Annotated in this window: 16 protein-coding genes; 8 read left to right on the top strand and 8 right to left on the bottom strand. The window is 74.5% G+C overall.

What is annotated here, in order from left to right; translation table 11 throughout:
* Positions 1–117: 117 nt before the first annotated feature.
* Positions 118–648: a FluC/FEX family fluoride channel gene (locus tag AC07DA_RS03165; protein ID WP_479124088.1), complete on the top strand. Its 531-nt coding sequence runs from the start codon at positions 118–120 to the stop codon at positions 646–648.
* Positions 645–1,019: a fluoride efflux transporter CrcB gene (gene crcB, locus AC07DA_RS03160; protein WP_479124086.1), complete on the top strand. Its 375-nt coding sequence runs from the start codon at positions 645–647 to the stop codon at positions 1,017–1,019. The genes AC07DA_RS03165 and crcB overlap by 4 nt, the downstream gene beginning before the upstream one ends.
* A gap of 47 nt (positions 1,020–1,066) precedes the next feature.
* On the opposite strand, the gene AC07DA_RS03155 is transcribed toward crcB, so the two are convergent.
* The 4 genes from AC07DA_RS03155 to AC07DA_RS03140 form a co-directional block, all read right to left on the bottom strand.
* Positions 1,067–1,630 carry a DM13 domain-containing protein gene (locus AC07DA_RS03155; RefSeq protein WP_479124085.1) on the bottom strand — a complete coding sequence of 188 codons (564 nt, stop codon included), beginning with the start codon at positions 1,628–1,630 and terminating at the stop codon, positions 1,067–1,069.
* Positions 1,631–1,760: 130 nt separating this feature from the next.
* Entirely contained in the window at positions 1,761–2,870 is a 1,110-nt protein-coding gene (locus tag AC07DA_RS03150) for a sensor histidine kinase (RefSeq protein WP_479124083.1), read from the bottom strand.
* Complete coding sequence (locus tag AC07DA_RS03145; RefSeq protein ID WP_479124081.1) at positions 2,867–3,601, bottom strand: response regulator transcription factor; 735 nt, start codon at positions 3,599–3,601, stop codon at positions 2,867–2,869. The genes AC07DA_RS03150 and AC07DA_RS03145 overlap by 4 nt, the downstream gene beginning before the upstream one ends.
* Before the next feature lie 151 nt (positions 3,602–3,752).
* The gene (locus AC07DA_RS03140; protein WP_479124079.1) at positions 3,753–4,661 is read right to left on the bottom strand and encodes a bifunctional helix-turn-helix transcriptional regulator/GNAT family N-acetyltransferase; all 909 of its coding nucleotides are present in this window, start codon (positions 4,659–4,661) and stop codon (positions 3,753–3,755) included.
* A gap of 113 nt (positions 4,662–4,774) precedes the next feature.
* On the opposite strand from AC07DA_RS03140, the gene dhaK reads away from it, so the two are divergent.
* The 3 genes from dhaK to AC07DA_RS03125 are packed head-to-tail and all read left to right on the top strand — an operon-like array spanning position 4,775 to position 6,819.
* Positions 4,775–5,767, top strand: a complete 993-nt coding sequence (gene dhaK / locus AC07DA_RS03135; protein WP_479124077.1) for a dihydroxyacetone kinase subunit DhaK — start codon at positions 4,775–4,777, stop codon at positions 5,765–5,767.
* 49 nt (positions 5,768–5,816) lie between these two features.
* Complete coding sequence (gene dhaL / locus AC07DA_RS03130) at positions 5,817–6,416, top strand: dihydroxyacetone kinase subunit DhaL (RefSeq protein WP_479124075.1); 600 nt, start codon at positions 5,817–5,819, stop codon at positions 6,414–6,416.
* Entirely contained in the window at positions 6,409–6,819 is a 411-nt protein-coding gene (locus tag AC07DA_RS03125; RefSeq protein WP_479124074.1) for a PTS sugar transporter subunit IIA domain-containing protein, read from the top strand. The genes dhaL and AC07DA_RS03125 overlap by 8 nt, the downstream gene beginning before the upstream one ends.
* Before the next feature lie 107 nt (positions 6,820–6,926).
* On the opposite strand, the gene AC07DA_RS03120 is transcribed toward AC07DA_RS03125, so the two are convergent.
* A complete protein-coding gene (locus AC07DA_RS03120) occupies positions 6,927–7,619 on the bottom strand; it encodes a glycoside hydrolase family 75 protein (protein ID WP_479124072.1) in 693 nt (230 codons plus the stop codon).
* A 386-nt stretch (positions 7,620–8,005) separates the two neighbouring features.
* Here AC07DA_RS03120 and AC07DA_RS03115 point away from each other — a divergent pair, with 386 nt between their 5' ends.
* Both AC07DA_RS03115 and AC07DA_RS03110 read left to right on the top strand, forming a co-directional pair.
* Positions 8,006–8,983: a fibronectin type III domain-containing protein gene (locus AC07DA_RS03115; protein ID WP_479124070.1), complete on the top strand. Its 978-nt coding sequence runs from the start codon at positions 8,006–8,008 to the stop codon at positions 8,981–8,983.
* A gap of 173 nt (positions 8,984–9,156) precedes the next feature.
* Positions 9,157–9,696: a hypothetical protein gene (locus tag AC07DA_RS03110; RefSeq protein WP_479124068.1), complete on the top strand. Its 540-nt coding sequence runs from the start codon at positions 9,157–9,159 to the stop codon at positions 9,694–9,696.
* Positions 9,697–9,762: 66 nt separating this feature from the next.
* On the opposite strand, the gene AC07DA_RS03105 is transcribed toward AC07DA_RS03110, so the two are convergent.
* From AC07DA_RS03105 to AC07DA_RS03095, 3 genes are all read right to left on the bottom strand, one after another.
* Positions 9,763–10,323, bottom strand: coding sequence for a PadR family transcriptional regulator (locus tag AC07DA_RS03105; protein ID WP_479124066.1), 561 nt, complete (start codon positions 10,321–10,323; stop codon positions 9,763–9,765).
* A 28-nt stretch (positions 10,324–10,351) separates the two neighbouring features.
* Positions 10,352–12,367 (bottom strand): FAD-dependent oxidoreductase, encoded by a 2,016-nt coding sequence (locus AC07DA_RS03100; RefSeq protein WP_479124064.1) that lies wholly within the window; start codon positions 12,365–12,367, stop codon positions 10,352–10,354.
* A gap of 336 nt (positions 12,368–12,703) precedes the next feature.
* Positions 12,704–13,075: a hypothetical protein gene (locus AC07DA_RS03095; protein ID WP_479124691.1), complete on the bottom strand. Its 372-nt coding sequence runs from the start codon at positions 13,073–13,075 to the stop codon at positions 12,704–12,706.
* Positions 13,076–13,325: 250 nt separating this feature from the next.
* Between AC07DA_RS03095 and AC07DA_RS03090 the strand changes: the two genes are divergently transcribed.
* Entirely contained in the window at positions 13,326–15,404 is a 2,079-nt protein-coding gene (locus AC07DA_RS03090; RefSeq protein ID WP_479124062.1) for a SpoIIE family protein phosphatase, read from the top strand.
* Positions 15,405–15,410 lie beyond the last annotated feature (6 nt).

Raw genomic sequence — 15,410 nt, 5'->3', positions numbered from 1 at the left:
TACGGCGGTGGGGCCCGCCGTACCCAACCGTGGCCGTGACGGCCGCCAACGGTCCCTGCCTGACCTTTCCGCGTGCCCGCACGCGGTCCGAGCCGATCAGGTAGGAGCCTGGACACCGTGCACGCCGACCGCCCCGACCCCACCGCCCCTGCGCTCGGCCGGCGGGCCGGGCCCGTCGACCCCGACCCGGCCGTCGACCCGTGGCCGCCGCACCGGGACCCGGGTCCCCGGCGGCGCCGGGCCGAGATCCTCGCGGCCGTCATGGCCGGCGGCGTCATCGGCGCCTGCGTCCGCTACGGCGCCACCCTGCTGTGGCCCACCGTCCCGGGCGCCTTCCCGTGGACCACGTTCTGGATCAACGTCACCGGCAGCGCCGCCATGGGCGTGCTGATGGTGCTGATCACCGAGCGCGCCACCGCCCACCCCCTCGTCCGCCCCTTCCTCGGCACGGGCGTCCTGGGCGGCTACACGACGTTCTCCACGTACGCCGTGGACGCCCGCGGCCTCTTCGCCGGCCACCACGCCGCGACCGCGCTGCTCTATCTCACCGCCACGCTCGCCGCCGCGCTGTTCGCCCTCTGGGCCGGGGCCGGGCTGACCCGGCTGCTCGCCCCGCCGCGGGCCGCGAGAACGGGGGGCGAGGCGTGAACTGGCTGATGGTCGCCGTCGGGGCCGCGGTCGGCGCGCCCCTGCGCTACCTCACCGACCGCGCCGTGCGGGCCCGGCACGACGGCGCCTTCCCCTGGGGGACCCTCGCCGTGAACCTCGCCGCCTGCGCCGTGCTCGGCTTCCTCACCGGAGCCGCCGCCACCACGGCCGTGCCGCCCGCGCTGCAGCACCTGGTCGGGCCCGGGCTGTGCGCGACGCTGAGCACCTACTCCACGTTCTCCTACGAGACCGTCCGCCTGGCCGAGACGGGCGCCAGAGTGTCCGCGGTGGCCAACGTCGTGCTCGGCGTCGGCGCCGGACTGGCCGCCGCCTTCCTCGGCGGCGGGGCCGCCGCGGCGCTGCTGGGATAGGACGAGAGCCCGCCCTCGCGCCTGCCGGCCCCCTCCCGGCGTCCGAATCAGACGCGGGCGAGGGGCGCCGCCCCGAAGGACACGTCGAAGCGGTCGCACCAGATGCTGACGCTGCTGAAGCGGTTCACGTCGACGCCCTCGGGCACGGCGTAGTTCTGGCTGCCCTTGTTGCCCTTGAGCCGGCCCAGGCTGACGTGGTCGCCGTCGTCGAACACGTGCCAGCCCGCCCGCCCTTCCCGCACCGGCGCGTCGGACAGCCACACGCGCAGGTCGGGGCCGTTGCTGGTGTCGAGCCGTTCCAGGCGCACCACATGGCTGCCGTCGGCCAGCCGCAGCAGCCGCACGGTGCCGGACGTGGCGTGCTCGTGGCTGATCAGCTCGCCGCCCGCCAGGGTCTCCGGCCCGGCCGGGGCCGGTGCGGGGGACGTCCCGGACGGCGGTGCCGTCGCCGTCGGGCGGGCGGCACCGCCGGGCAGCGCCTCCCGCACCGTCTCGTCCTGCCAGAGCTTCCACGGCTGGAACCAGTACAGCCCGAGGCCGGCTCCGGCGACCGCCAGGGCCGACACACCGATCACCCACGGCCTGACCAGCGCGCTCCGCATCCGCCCCATGCCGCCCACCTCCTGAGAGTTCGTCGTCGGCCCCCATTCAACGGGCCGCGGGGGTGTCCTGGGCCGTTCACCGGATGACGAAACCCTTACGTCCGCCCGCACCGCCCCGGGGGCCGCTGCCCCACCCGGTTCAGGAGGCGGCGGGGAGCACCACCTCGAAGCGGCAGCCGCCGGGGATGTTGCGTACGGTGGTCCGCCCCTGGTGCGCCTCCACGATCCCCCGCACGATGGCGAGGCCGAGGCCGGCGCCCGCCGGGGGCGTGCGGGCGTGGGTGCCGCGCCAGCCGGTGTCGAAGACGCGCGGCAGGTCCTCCTCCGGGATGCCGCCGCAGCCGTCCGTCACCGACACCACGACGCCGTCGGCGAAGCGTTCCGCGGCGATCGCGACCGTGCCGTCGGCCGGGGTCCGGCGGATGGCGTTGACCAGCAGGTTGCCCAGGACGCGGCTCATCTCCCTGCCGTCCACCTCCACCGGCACCGGCTCGATCCGGCCGCCCACCAGCCGCACCCCGTGCTCCCGGGCGAGGGCGTCGGCTCCCGCCAGCGCGTCGCCGACCAGGTCGTACAGCGACATCCGGGTGGGGGTGAGGGGCAGGGTGCCGGCGTGGATGCGGGAGAGCTCGAAGAGGTCGCCGACCATGTCGTTGAGGCGTTCGACCTCGGTACGCATCTGTCTCAGGTAGCGGTCGGGGTCGGCGGCGACGCCGTCCTCCAGAGCCTCCGACATGGCGCGCAGCCCCGCCAACGGGGTGCGCAGGTCGTGGGAGATCCAGGCGACGAGCTCGCGCCGTGAGGTCTCCAGCGCGCGCTCCCGCTGCCGCGACTCGGCGAGCCGGGCGCTGGTGGCGGCCAGTTCGCGGCTGAGCGACTCCAGTTCGGCGGTCGCCGGGCCGTCGGGGGCGGTGAAGTCCCCGCCGTCGCCGAAGGAGCGGGCGGCCACGGCCAGGGCGCGGCTGCGGGCGACGACCCAGCGGCCCAGCAGCAGCGCGGTGGCCAGGGAGACGACGGCCGCCATGGCGACCACGGTGGTGACGACGGTCAGGTCGTGCGGCGAGAGGAACATCGCCCAGGCGACGGCGAGCGTTCCCGCGAGCATGGCGACGACTCCGACCGCCGCGACCACGGCGAGCGAGGCGGTCAGCGAGCGGCGCCGGATCAGGCGCAGCACCCCCGCTCCGGCCAGCCCGGTGACGGCGGCGCCGGCGAAGGCGTACAGGGCGATCAGCAGCATGTCCCTCATGGCCGGTCCCTGCCGCCCGCGGGGTCGAAGCGGTAGCCCACGCCCCACACGGTCTGGATCAGACGGGGCCGGGCGGGATCGTCCTCGACCTTGCCGCGCAGCCGGCGGACGTGGACGGTGACGGTCGACAGGTCCCCGAAGTCCCAGCCCCACACCTCGCGCATCAGGTCGGCACGGCCGAACGCCCGCCCCGGGTGCCGCAGGAAGAACGACAGCAGGTCGAACTCCCTGAGTGTGAGGGCCAGTTCGTCGCCGTTCTTGGTGGCGCGGCGGGCCGCGGGGTCGACGGTCAGACCGCCTGCCACGAGCCGCCGGCCGGGGGCGGCCGGCCTGCTGCGGCGCAGCACGGACTCCACGCGCAGGACGAGTTCGCGAGGGCTGAAGGGCTTGGTGACGTAGTCGTCCGCCCCGACCTCCAGCCCCAGGATGCGGTCGTCCTCGTCGCCGCGGGCGGTGAGCATGATGACCGGCACGGGCCCCTGTCCGCGGATCCGCCGGCACACCTCCAGTCCGTCCATGCCCGGCAGCATCAGGTCGAGCACGATCAGGTCCGGCCGCTGCGCGGCGGCGCGGGCGAGGGCGGCCGGGCCGTCGTCGGCCCGGTCGACGGCGTAGCCGGCGCGGTCCAGGTATCCGGCGACGACCTCGGCGACGGTCGGATCGTCGTCCACGACGAGGATCCGGGCGGGCCCCTCGCCGGTGTTCGAAGGCTCGTACGGCTGCTGCTGCATCCCCCCAGCCTGGCACCGCGCCCTCACCGCCGGGGTGCCGGGTCGCCGCTCGGGTCCTCGACGTCCGCGTTCCGTAAGGAGCGGCGGGTCGTTCCGGCGGGTGCGCCCCCCGGCGCAGCACGGCCCGGGGGTGGGGATCCGGCCTCCGCGGTCAGGGTTCCCGCCCCGCGCCGGGGGTGAGCCGCTTCTCGAACCAGTGGTGGGCGTACGGCTCGTCGTTGAAGGCGGGGACCTCGGTGTACCCGCTGTCCCGGTAGAGGCGGGTGGCCGCTTCCAGGGCCTTGTTGGTGTCGAGCCGTACCCGCTCGCTGCCGTGCCGGGCGGCGCGTTCCTCCAGTTCGGCCAGGAGCCGCCGGGCGAGACCGAGACCTCTGGTGTCGGGGCGGACCCACAGCCGCTTGATCTCGGCGGGGGCTCCGGCGGGCAGCTTCAGGCCGCCGCAGCCCACCGGCTCGCCGTGCAGCCGGGCTACGAGGAACACCCCGCGTGGCGCGCGCAGTTCGCCCGGGTCGGGCAGCAGGCTCCGGGCGGGGTCGAAGCCGCCGTCGAAGAGCCGCGCGAGTTCGGCGGCGTAGGCGCGCAGGCAGTGCGCGGCGTCAGGGTGGCCGGGGTCGAGGACCTCCAGGGAGACCACCGCGGCGGTCAGCAGGCGCTCGACCGTCGCCATGGCCGAGGTGAGCCGGTCCCGCTGCCGGGCGCCGAGCGGGTGGAGGAGCGCGGCGGCGAGTGCGTCGCTGCGCTCGTCGAGCAGGGCGCGTTCCGCTCGCCCTGCCTCGGTGAGCCGCACGGTGCGCACCCGCCCGTCGCGCGGGTGGGGTCCGACGGTCACGAGGCCGTCGCGTTCGAGGGCCCGCAGCAGCCGGCTCACGTAGCCGGAGTCGAGACCGAGCCGGTCCCGGACGCTGCGCACGTCATGGGTGCCCCCGTCACCGATCTGCCAGAGCAGCCGGGCCTGCCCGTAGGGACGGGCGGTCCCCAGGTAGTGGTCGTGCAGCACCCCCACCCGCTCGGCGACCGTGCGGTTGAAGCGCCGTACGCGTGCTACTTGCTCCGCCGTCATTCTCTGACCTTAGTCAGACAGTCGCGGTCGGGGCAACGCGGTGCCGGGGGACTCCTCCGGGCATGCGTGACAGGATGAGTCACAGGCACACCTGCTCTCACCAGGAGGTACCCGTGAAGATGCTGATCAACGTTCCCGAGACCGTGGTCGCGGACGCGCTGCGCGGTATGGCGGCGGCCCACCCGGACCTGATCGTGGACGTGGAGAACCGGGTGGTCGTGCGGCGGGACGCTCCTGTCGCCGGGAAAGTGGGGCTGGTTTCGGGCGGAGGTTCGGGGCACGAGCCGCTGCACGGCGGGTTCGTCGGCCCCGGCATGCTGTCGGCGGCCTGTCCGGGTGAGGTGTTCACGTCCCCCGTGCCCGACCAGATGCTGCGTGCGGCGGCCGCCGTGGACAGCGGGGCGGGGGTGCTGTTCATCGTGAAGAACTACACCGGTGACGTCCTCAACTTCGACATGGCCGCCGAGCTGGCCGAGGACGAGGGGATCCGGGTCGCGAAGGTCCTGGTCAACGATGACGTGGCGGTGACCGACAGCCTCTACACGGCGGGCAGGCGCGGCACCGGCGCGACGCTCTTCGTGGAGAAGATCGCGGGCGCCGCCGCCGACGAGGGCATGCCGCTGGAGCGGGTGGAGGCCATCGCCCGGCAGGTCAACGAGAACTCCCGCAGTTTCGGTGTCGCCCTGAGCGCCTGCAGCACGCCGGCCAAGGGCAGCCCCACCTTCGATCTGCCGCCGGGTGAGCTGGAGTTGGGCATCGGCATCCACGGTGAGCCCGGCCGGGAGCGGCGGGCGATGATGACCTCGGGCGAGATCGCCGGGGCCGCCGTCGAGGCCGTGGTGGAGGACCTCCGGCCGCGCAATCCGGTGCTGGTCCTCGTCAACGGCATGGGTGCGACGCCCCTGCTGGAGCTGTACGGGTTCAACGCCGAGGTGCACCGGGTGCTCGCGGAGCGCGGCGTCGCCGTGGCCCGTGTCCTGGTCGGCAACTACGTCACCTCCCTCGACATGGCGGGCGCCTCGCTCACCCTGTGCCAGGTCGACGAGGAGCTGCTGCGGCTGTGGGACGCGCCGGTGAAGACGGCGGGTCTGCGCTGGGGCGTGTGAGAGACAGGGACCAGCGGAGCACCACGTACCTACCAGGCAAGGAGTTCCAGTGCTCGACGCCGAATTCTTCCGCCGTTGGATGACGGCGACCGCCGCGTCCGTCGACCGCGAGGCGGAACGGCTCACCGCCCTCGACTCCCCCATCGGGGACGCCGACCACGGCAGCAACCTGCAGCGCGGGTTCCAGGCGGTGAAGGCCGCCTTGGACAAGGAGGCCCCGGCAACGCCCGGCGGGGTGCTGACCCTGGCCGGGCGCCAGCTCATCTCGACGGTCGGCGGCGCCTCCGGGCCGCTCTACGGCACGCTGCTGCGCCGGGCGGGCAAGGCGCTCGGGGACGAGGCCGAGGTCAGCGCCGAGCGACTGGCCGAGGCGCTGCGGACCGGGGTGGAGGCGGTCATGACGCTCGGCGGAGCCGCGCCCGGCGACAAGACGATGATCGACGCCCTGGTGCCCGCGGTCGACGCGCTCGGCGAGTCCTTCGCGGCCGCCCGGACCGCCGCGGAGGAGGGCGCCGTCGCGACGACGCCCCTGCAGGCGCGCAAGGGCCGGGCCAGCTATGTGGGCGAGCGCAGCATCGGGCACCAGGACCCGGGTGCCACGTCCTCGGCCCTGCTGATCGCCGCGCTCGCGGAGGCCGCCGGTGAGTGACGAACGGCTGGTGGGGATCGTGCTGGTGTCGCACAGCGCGGAGGTGGCCGCCTCGGTCGCCGCGCTGGCGAAGGGGCTCGCGGGCGGCGGCACGGCGGTGCCGGTGGCCCCGGCGGGCGGCACCGAGGGCGGAGGGCTCGGTACGAGCGCGGAGCTGATCGCCGCCGCGGCCGCGTCCGTGGACCGCGGGGCCGGCGTCGCCGTCCTGACGGACCTGGGCAGCGCGGTGCTGACCGTGAAGGCGCTGCTCGCGGAGGGCGACGAACTGCCGGAGGGGACACGGCTGGTGGACGCCCCGTTCGTGGAGGGAGCCGTGGCCGCGGTCGTCACGGCCGCCACCGGGGCCGACCTCGCGGCGGTGGAGGCGGCCGCCGCGGAGGCGTACGCGTACCGGAAGGTGTGAGGCCCGCGCCGCACGCGGCCGGGCCCGCCCGCGGACGGCGGGCCCGGCCGGGGCGCGTTCCGACGCGGGGCCGGCCGGGGCGCGTTCCGACGCGGGGCCGGCCCTCGTCAGGGCGCCCCGACGAAGCGCCGTGCCGCACGCTCGCCCGCCGCCACGGCGGCGGCATGGTCCTCGATGGGTGACACGCGGGTGTCCTTGAAAACGATGTAGGTGACGCCCGAGGGCACACCGCCGCCGTGCGGGTCGGGGCGGATGCCGAGGGCCTCGGCGGTCGCGTAGGACGCCTCTCCGATGATTTGGCGCGGGCCGGTGTCGCCGACGACCGCGTACTGCACCCGGTCGCGGTGGACGACGGCCACGACCGATCCGCCGCGGACGCCGTGGTCGCGGTAGTCCCAGATGCGGCTCGGGGCGGGCACGACGATGAAGGGCAGGCGCTCGGCGCTCAGGGGACGCCCGTCGGACTGCGCGAAGGCCGTGCTCGGGGCGAAGTAGGGGTCGGTGCGGCGGTTGCAGCGGGGGCCCGGCCGGCCGTCGCAGTCGATGTCCATGTCCGCCTTCCAGAACACGGCGTCGCGGGTGCCGCAGACCGGGATGGTGGCGGGGGCGCCGGCGTCGCTGCGGTAGCGGCCGCGCGAGACGGGGTCGCAGTCGCGCACCTTGGCCAGCAGGTCGGCGGCGGGCACCGTGCCCTGGCGCCACGCGACCGGCCGATCGCCGTGGGGCGGGGTGGTGGGGGCTGTCGTCGGGGCGAGCAGGGCGGCGCTGGCCGCGGCCAGTGAGAGCGACTGGACACGCACGATACGGGAGCCTCTCCTCGGGGACCTGACGGGCACTCAGCCCAATCTGTCCCCGGTGCGGCCGGCGGGCCACCGCTGAGGGGCCGGACGGTGCACGCCCCCCTCACCGGAAAGGGGCCGGGGGCCTGAGTCCGTGTGAGACCCCGGGCCGCCCGGCCACCCGCGCCAACGCGGCATCTGCGACGACAGCGGTCCGCGCGACATGCCCGAACTCCTTGGTGTCCGCCAGGTGTTCGGCCGTGAGGAACTTCAGCATACGTAACTCCCCCGGGCGGTCGCACACCACGGGGCGCCCCTCGATCCTCCGCCCCCCTCTTGATGTGATCGCGTCAGTCGCGTCATATTGGTCCGGACCATTCCCGAGCCCCACCCCGGGAGGCAGTCCCGTGCGACGTGTTGCCCTGCTCCGACGGTGCGCGGTGCTCTGCGCGACGGCCGCCCTCGCCGCCTCCTGCGGCCGGACCGGAACGGCGGGAGGCGGCGAGGGCTCCCCGCCCGGCGCGCCGACCGGCGTCACCGCGGCCGCGGGCAGCGCCACCAGTGTGCACGTGATGTGGAACGCGACCGAGCGGGCCGACCGCTACGAGGTGTATCGAGGCACCACCAAGGTCGAGGAAGTGCCCGGTTCGCAGCACATGGTGGACGTCACCCGGCTGCGGCCCTCCACGCTGTACGCCTTCACCGTGCGGGCGCGGGACGCCGACGGTCGGCTCGGGCCGCGCAGCCGGGAGGTGCGGGCGAGGACCCCGGCGGTCGCCGCGAACGACCGCTCGGCACCGACCCGCCCCGCGGCCCCCCGCGGCCGGACGGCCGGGAGCAGGGCGGTCCAGCTCTCCTGGTCCGCCTCGAAGGACGACCGGGACGTGGTGTCGTACGACATCCACCAGGGGGACACGAAGATCCACAGTGTGGGCGGGGGGCAGACAGCCACCGTGGTCACGGGGCTGCGCCCGGGCACGGCCTACGCGTTCACCGTCCGGGCCCGGGACGCGGCCGGCAACGTCTCCCCGGCCAGTGCCGCCGTCCGGCTCACCACCCCGGGCAGGGGCGACGGCCGGGCCACGGCGCCCACCGGCTTCCGGGTCACGAGCCACCGCGCGGACGGGGCCTACCACCTGGACCTCAGCTGGGTGCCGCCCCGGGTGGACGGCGTGGTCACCGAGTACCAGATCCAGCTGGACGGCCGGGCGGCCACGTCCCTGGTGTTCGGCGGGGACCCGCCGCGCGGACGGGCGACGTACAGCTTCTACGTGGGGCGCGAGAGCGGTGTCACCCACCGCGTCCGCATCCGGGCGATGCTGCCCGACGGCACCTGGGGCGGCTTCTCGGCCGAGCGGACGGTGACGACGGGCGGGGGGCGCTGACCCCACGCTTGCCCGTGTCGGCCGGTGCGGGGACGGCGTCACCTGCACGGCGGCGTCCGGCGTGCGTCCCGCACCCGGGGCGCTTTGGCTGGCCTTTGAGGCAGCACGGGCGTTCCCGACCCTCGGCGGCGCTAGGGATGTACCGCCGACCGTGCCGCCGGAGGGCAGTCCACATGCGCAACTCATCGATAGTTCTCCGCTCCGGCCTGACCGTGGCCGCCGCCGCGCTGCCCCTCGCCCTGGCGGCGGTGCCCGCGGCCGCGGACCCGGGCATCTCCGTGAGCACCACGGGCTCCACGGTGTCGGTCACGACCAGCGTGTGCACCCAGATCAACGGCAGCTGGGGCACGGCCTCGCTGCTCACCAGCCGCCAGGGCAGCTTCGCCCAGGGGCGGCAGGTGACCCTGTCGGGCACGTCGACGAGCCAGTCCGCCGCCTGGTCGAACGTCACCGCGGGCACGTACACCGTCATCGTCATCTGCTCGGACGGCACCACCGCGGGTACGCAGTCCGTGATCGTCTCCCCCGCCCCCACCCCCACGCGGACCGCGTCCCCCTCGGCCTCGCCGTCCCGCGGCGTCATGGGCGGGGTCGGCGGATCGTCGACGGACTACGGGACCGTCACGCTGGTGGCGGGCGGCACGCTGGTCGGTTCGGGCCTCCTCGCGACGGCCTGGTACCTGCGCCGGCGCAACAAGCCGTACCGGCTCTGACCCGGTACGGATGGCGGCCCGCCCGGTCGAAGCGCTCCGGCCGGCCGGGCCGCCGTCACCTCCCGGTCAGACCGGGCGGGTGGGCCCGGGACCGGGCAGTTCGGCGAAGTCCTCCAGGGCGCGCCTGAGCCACTGGATCCAGAACGTCTCCAGGTCGATCCCCGCCCGGAGCACCAGGTGCCGCAGCCGGTCCTCGGTGCCGTCCCGGCCGGGCGGGAAGTCGCGCTTGTCGATCTCCCGGTACTCCGCCAGCTGCCGCTCGTGCAGCTCCAGATGGCGGCGCAGATCGGTCTCCAGGCCGGCGGTGCCGACGACGGCGGCCGCCCTGAGCCGCAGCAGCAGGGGGTCGCGGTGCGGCTTGGGGTCCTGGGGGGCGGCGGTCCAGCGGGCCAGTTCGGCGCGGCCCGCGGGCAGGACCTCGTAGCTCTTCTTCTGCCCCCGGGCCGGTTGCTCGGCCGGCAGGGCCCTGATCAGGCCGTCGGTCTCCAGTCTCCCGAGCTCGCGATAGATCTGCTGGTGCGTCGCCGACCAGAAGTAGCCGATCGACCGGTCGAAGCGGCGGGTCAGCTCCAGCCCGGACGACGGCTTCTCGAGCAGGGCGGTGAGGATCGCGTGCGGGAGTGACATGGCCTCATCCTAGGGACGGCCCGCGGCCCTACAGGGCGGCCGCCAGCTCGGTGCCCTGCTTGATGGCGCGCTTGGCGTCCAGCTCCGCGGCCACGTCGGCCCCGCCGATGAGGTGCGCGCTGCGCCCGGCCGCGATCAGCTCCTCGTACAGCCCGCGGCGCGGCTCCTGGCCGGTGCACAGCACGATCGTGTCGACGGGGAGCACCGTGCTCTCCTCGCCGACGGTGATGTGCAGTCCGGCGTCGTCGATCCGGTCGTAGCGCACGCCGGGGACCATGGTGACGCCGCGGTGCTTGAGTTCGGTGCGGTGGATCCAGCCGGTGGTCTTGCCCAGCCCGGCGCCGACCTTGGACGTCTTGCGCTGCAGCAGGTGGACGGTGCGCGGCGGGACGGGACGTTCGGGCGCGGCGAGGCCGCCGGGGGCGCGGTAGTCGAGGTCGACGCCCCACTGCCGGAAGTACGTCCGCGGGTTCTCGTGGGCCTTGTCGCCGGTGTCGGTGAGGTATTCGGCGACGTCGAAGCCGATGCCGCCCGCGCCGAGGATCGCGACCCGGTCGCCGACGGGGGCGCCGTCGCGCAGCACGTCGAGGTAGCCGAGGACGCTCGGGTGGTCGACGCCGGGGATGTCGGGGGTGCGCGGGGTGACGCCGGTGGCGACGACGACCTCGTCGAAGCCGTCGAGGTCCGCCGTGGCGACGAGGGTGTTCAGCCGGACGTCGACGCCGTGCCAGTCGAGCTGGGTGCGGAAGTAGCGCAGCGTCTCGTCGAACTCCTGCTTGCCCGGCACCTTGCGGGCGACGTTGAGCTGTCCGCCGATCTCGGCCGCCGCGTCGAACAGCGTGACGTCGTGCCCGCGCTCGGCGGCCGACACGGCGCAGGCGAGCCCGGCCGGTCCGGCGCCGACGACCGCGACGCGCTTGCGCAGCCGGGTCGGGGAGAGCACCAGCTCGGTCTCGTGGCAGGCGCGCGGGTTGACCAGGCAGGAGGTGATCAGGCCGCTGAAGGTGTGGTCGAGGCAGGCCTGGTTGCAGCCGATGCAGGTGTTGATCGCCTCGGGGCGGCCGGCCTCGGCCTTGGTGACGAAGTCGGGGTCGGCGAGCATCGGGCGGGCCATCGACACCATGTCGGCCGCGCCCTCGGCGAGCAGCTCCTCGGCGAGCTCGGGGGTGTTGATGCGGTTGGTGGTGACGAGCGGCACCGACACCTCGCCCATGAGGCGCCGGGTCACCCACGTGTAGGCACCGCGCGGCACGGAGGTCGCGATGGTGGGGATCCGGGCCTCGTGCCAGCCGATGCCGGTGTTGATGATCGTCGCCCCGGCGTCCTCGACGGCCTTGGCGAGGGTGATCACCTCGTCGAGCGTGGAGCCGCCCGGCACGAGGTCCAGCATGGACAGCCGGTAGATGACGATGAAGTCCTCGCCGACCGCCTCGCGCACCCGGCGCACGATCTCCAGCGGGAAGCGCGTGCGGTTCTCGTAGGAGCCGCCCCAGCGGTCGGTGCGCCGGTTGGTCTGCAGTGCGATGAACTCGTTGATGAGGTAGCCCTCGGAGCCCATGATCTCGACGCCGTCGTAGCCGGCCTGCCGGGCGAGGCGGGCGGTGCGCGCGTAGTCGCCGATGGTCCGCTCGATGTCGGCGTCGGTGAGCTCGCGGGGCGGGAAGGGGCTGATGGGCGCCTGCAGCGGGCTGGGCGCGACCAGGTCCCGGTGGTAGGCGTAGCGGCCGAAGTGCAGGATCTGCATCGCGATCCGTCCGCCCTCGCGGTGCACGGCGTCGGTGATGACGCGGTGCTGCTCGGCCTCCGCCTCGGTGGTGAGCTTGGCGCCGCCCTCGTAGGGCCGCCCCTCGTCGTTGGGGGCGATGCCGCCGGTGACGATCAGGCCCACTCCCCCGCGGGCGCGGGCGGCGTAGAAGGCGGCCATGCGCGCGAAACCGCCCTCGGCCTCTTCGAGGCCCACGTGCATGGAGCCCATGAGGACCCGGTTGGGCAGGGTGGTGAAGCCCAGGTCGAGGGGGCTCAGCAGGTGCGGGTAACGGCTCATCGGGCCCTCCGTCAGCGGTGTCGTGCCTGTAGTTGTAGAGGACTACCGCCGGTTTGTGCAACTAGTTGCACAAGGGGTGATGGAAGGCACAGGAGGGCTGTGACCAGGGGCCTTGGATCGCGGACAGGGCAAGGGCTGCGGGCACGGGCCAGGACGGGTGGGCCCGTGGGGCGTCGGTGATCCGCCCGCGGCCGGGGGCACCCCGCCCACGGCCGGCTCGCTCCGGCCCGCCTGCCGAGAAGCCCACCGCTCGGCGAGGGGCGCGCCCCGCGGGCCCGCCCGTGGCACACGCCGCGCCCGGCTGGCCGTCCTCGGCCCGCCGGGCGCGGGCGGTGCTCAGCGGCTCTGCAGGCGCACGTGCAGTTCCTTCTCCTGGTCGCCGGAGACCGTGCTCAGGTCGTGCACGTCGAACAGCGAGTCCAGGGTCGTGCGCAGGCGCTCGATGGCCCAGTAGCCGCCGTGCAGGTCGGCCTCCACCGAGGACGACAGCCTGGCCCGCGGAGGCGCCCCCTCGTGGGTGTCGGCGACGTCGAAGGTGCCGAGCCAGACCGTCGGGCGGGTCTCGTGCAGTTCCTCCGGGACGTCGTCGGCGCACCGGTCGGACTCGAAGCAGGCGCACAGCGTGTCGAACACGATCCGGGCGTCGTGCTTGCTGCACCCGCTGATCTCCACCGAGACGGAGTGGGGGTGCGGTCGCTCGTGGTTCATCGCCATCGTGCTCGCTCCTTACGTGCCCACGCTGCCGTTTCCGCCCCTCCCCCAGCAAAGCACCACCTCCCGCCGAGCACTACCGGCGGCGCCCCTGCCGGGGGGCGCGGATCCGCGGGGCGGCAGGCGCCCCGCCGGGAGATGGTGGAAGGTGGCGGAAGGGGCCTCTCACGAAGGGCTCCGCGCGGTAGAACTGGGGTGTCGGCACCGTGACGGAGTGCCGCGAGGAACGGCGAAGGCGGGGCGTGGGATGAGTGCAGCCGGGTCTCCCGAAGCCGGAGGCGAGGAGCCGCTGCGCGGCGCGGCGCGGCCGAGCGGGCTGCTCGACGTCCTGCGCGTGGCCTCGGTGGTCCTGGACGCCGAGGGCCGCATCGTGCTGTGGAGCCCGCAGGCCGAGGAGCTGTTCGGGTACGAGGCGCGGGAGGCGCTCGGGCAGTACGCCGCGCGGATCATGGTCCACGAGCAGCACGTCGACCTGGTGGTCAAACTGTTCGCGGACGTCATGGGCACCGGCCAGAGCTGGGCCGGTGCGTTCCCCGTCCGCCGCAAGGACGGCAGCACCCGGCTGGTGGAGTTCCGCAACATGCGGCTGCTGGACGACCGGGGCGACGTCTACGCGCTGGGCCTGTGCGCCGACCAGTCGACCGTGCACCGGCTGGAGCGGGAGGTGGCGCTGTCGACGCGGATGATCGCGCAGTCCCCGATCGGGCTGGCCGTGCTGGACACGGACCTGCGCTACGTCTCCGTCAACCAGGCGCTGGAGGAGATCAACGGCGTACCGGCCGAGGAGCATCTGGGCCGCACGCCCCGCGAGGTGGTGCCCGGCATGGACGTCGACGCCCTGGAGACCGCCACGCGCCGGGTGCTGGAGACGGGCACGCCGGTCGTCGACCAGTCCACGATCGGCCGTACCGCGGCCGACCCGCACCAGGACCACGCCTGGTCGGTCTCGCTGTACCGGCTGGAGAACGCCTTCGGGACCGTGCTGGGCGTGGCGGTCTCCATCGTCGACGTCACCGAGCAGTACCGCGCGGGGATCGAGGCCGAGGCGGCCCGGCGGCGGCTGGCGCTGATCGCCGACGCCTCGGGGCGGATCGGCACCACGCTGGACCTGGACCACACGGCCCACGAACTCGCCGAGGTGGCCGTGCCGGAACTGGCCGACATCGCGGCCGTGGACCTCCTGGACGCCGTGGTGCAGGGCCGGCAGTCCACGCTCGGACCCACCGAGTCGGCGGTGATCCGGGCGCTGGCGGTGCAGGGCTACGACTCCGCCGAGGCGCTGGAGGCGGCCGACCCGCCCGGGCAGGTGGCCCGGTACGCCCCCGACCGGCTCGTCACCCAGTGCGTGCGCACGGCGAGCCCCGTGATGCTGCCGGAGGTCAAGGACGAGGACCTGGCGCGCATCGCCCGCTCCCCGGAGGCGGCCGGGCTGCTGGGCCGGGCCGGGGTGCACTCGTACCTGGCGGTGCCGCTGATCGCGCGCGGCGAGGTGCTGGGCGCCCTGGACCTCAAGCGCACCCGCAATCCGCTGCCCTTCACCGAGGACGACCTGCTGCTGGCGCGCGAGCTGGCCGCCCGGGCCGCCGTGCAGATCGACAACGCGCGCTGGTACCAGAGCGCCCGTGACACCGCGCTCACGCTGCAGCGCAGTCTGCTGCCCAGCCATCCCGCGGTGACGGGCGGGCTGGAGGTGGCCTCCCGCTACCAGCCGGCCGGGGCCACCAGCGAGGTCGGCGGCGACTGGTTCGACGTGATCCCGCTGGACGACGACAAGACCGCGCTGGTCGTCGGCGACGTCATGGGCAGCGGCATCCCGGCGGCGGCCGCCATGGGGCGGCTGCGCACGGCCACCCACACGCTGGCCTCCCTGGACCTGGATCCGAACGTGCTCCTGGAACACCTCGACAAGATCACCGCCGGACTCGACCAGGCCATCGCCACCTGCGTCTACGCCGTGCACGACCCGCGCCGCCGGGAGTGCCGGATCGCCAACGCGGGGCATCTGCCGCCCGTCCGGGTCCGGGCCGGCCGGCCCCCGCAGCTGCTGGACCTGCCCACCGGGGTGCCGCTCGGGGTCGGCGGGGTCGCCTTCGCCACGACCACCGTCGACCTGGAGCCCGGCGACCGGCTGGTGTTCTACACCGACGGACTGGTCGAGACCCGGCGCGACCCGCTCGACGACCGGCTCGGCACGCTGCTGTCCCTGCTGGACGGGCCGGACCGGCCGCTGGAGGAGGTCTGCGAGCTGCTGCTGCGCACCCTGCACGAGCCGGACAACTTCGACGACGTGGCGCTGCTGATCGCACGGGCGACGACTCCGCACTGAGCGGCG

The sequence above is a fragment of the Streptomyces sp. NPDC044921 genome, from assembly GCF_056432865.1.
This window is presented reverse-complemented; position numbering and strand designations above follow the sequence as displayed.

Bases quoted from the DNA above. Each gene is read 5' to 3' on its own strand.
- AC07DA_RS03155 (WP_479124085.1), bottom strand. From the start codon at position 1,630: ATGGGGCGGATGCGGAGCGCGCTGGTCAGGCCGTGGGTGATCGGTGTG.
- AC07DA_RS03150 (WP_479124083.1), bottom strand. From the start codon at position 2,870: ATGAGGGACATGCTGCTGATCGCCCTGTACGCCTTCGCCGGCGCCGCC.
- AC07DA_RS03145 (WP_479124081.1), bottom strand. From the start codon at position 3,601: ATGCAGCAGCAGCCGTACGAGCCTTCGAACACCGGCGAGGGGCCCGCC.
- AC07DA_RS03140 (WP_479124079.1), bottom strand. From the start codon at position 4,661: ATGACGGCGGAGCAAGTAGCACGCGTACGGCGCTTCAACCGCACGGTC.
- AC07DA_RS03110 (WP_479124068.1), top strand. From the start codon at position 9,157: ATGCGCAACTCATCGATAGTTCTCCGCTCCGGCCTGACCGTGGCCGCC.
- AC07DA_RS03105 (WP_479124066.1), bottom strand. From the start codon at position 10,323: ATGTCACTCCCGCACGCGATCCTCACCGCCCTGCTCGAGAAGCCGTCG.
- AC07DA_RS03100 (WP_479124064.1), bottom strand. From the start codon at position 12,367: ATGAGCCGTTACCCGCACCTGCTGAGCCCCCTCGACCTGGGCTTCACC.
- AC07DA_RS03095 (WP_479124691.1), bottom strand. From the start codon at position 13,075: ATGAACCACGAGCGACCGCACCCCCACTCCGTCTCGGTGGAGATCAGC.
- AC07DA_RS03090 (WP_479124062.1), top strand. From the start codon at position 13,326: ATGAGTGCAGCCGGGTCTCCCGAAGCCGGAGGCGAGGAGCCGCTGCGC.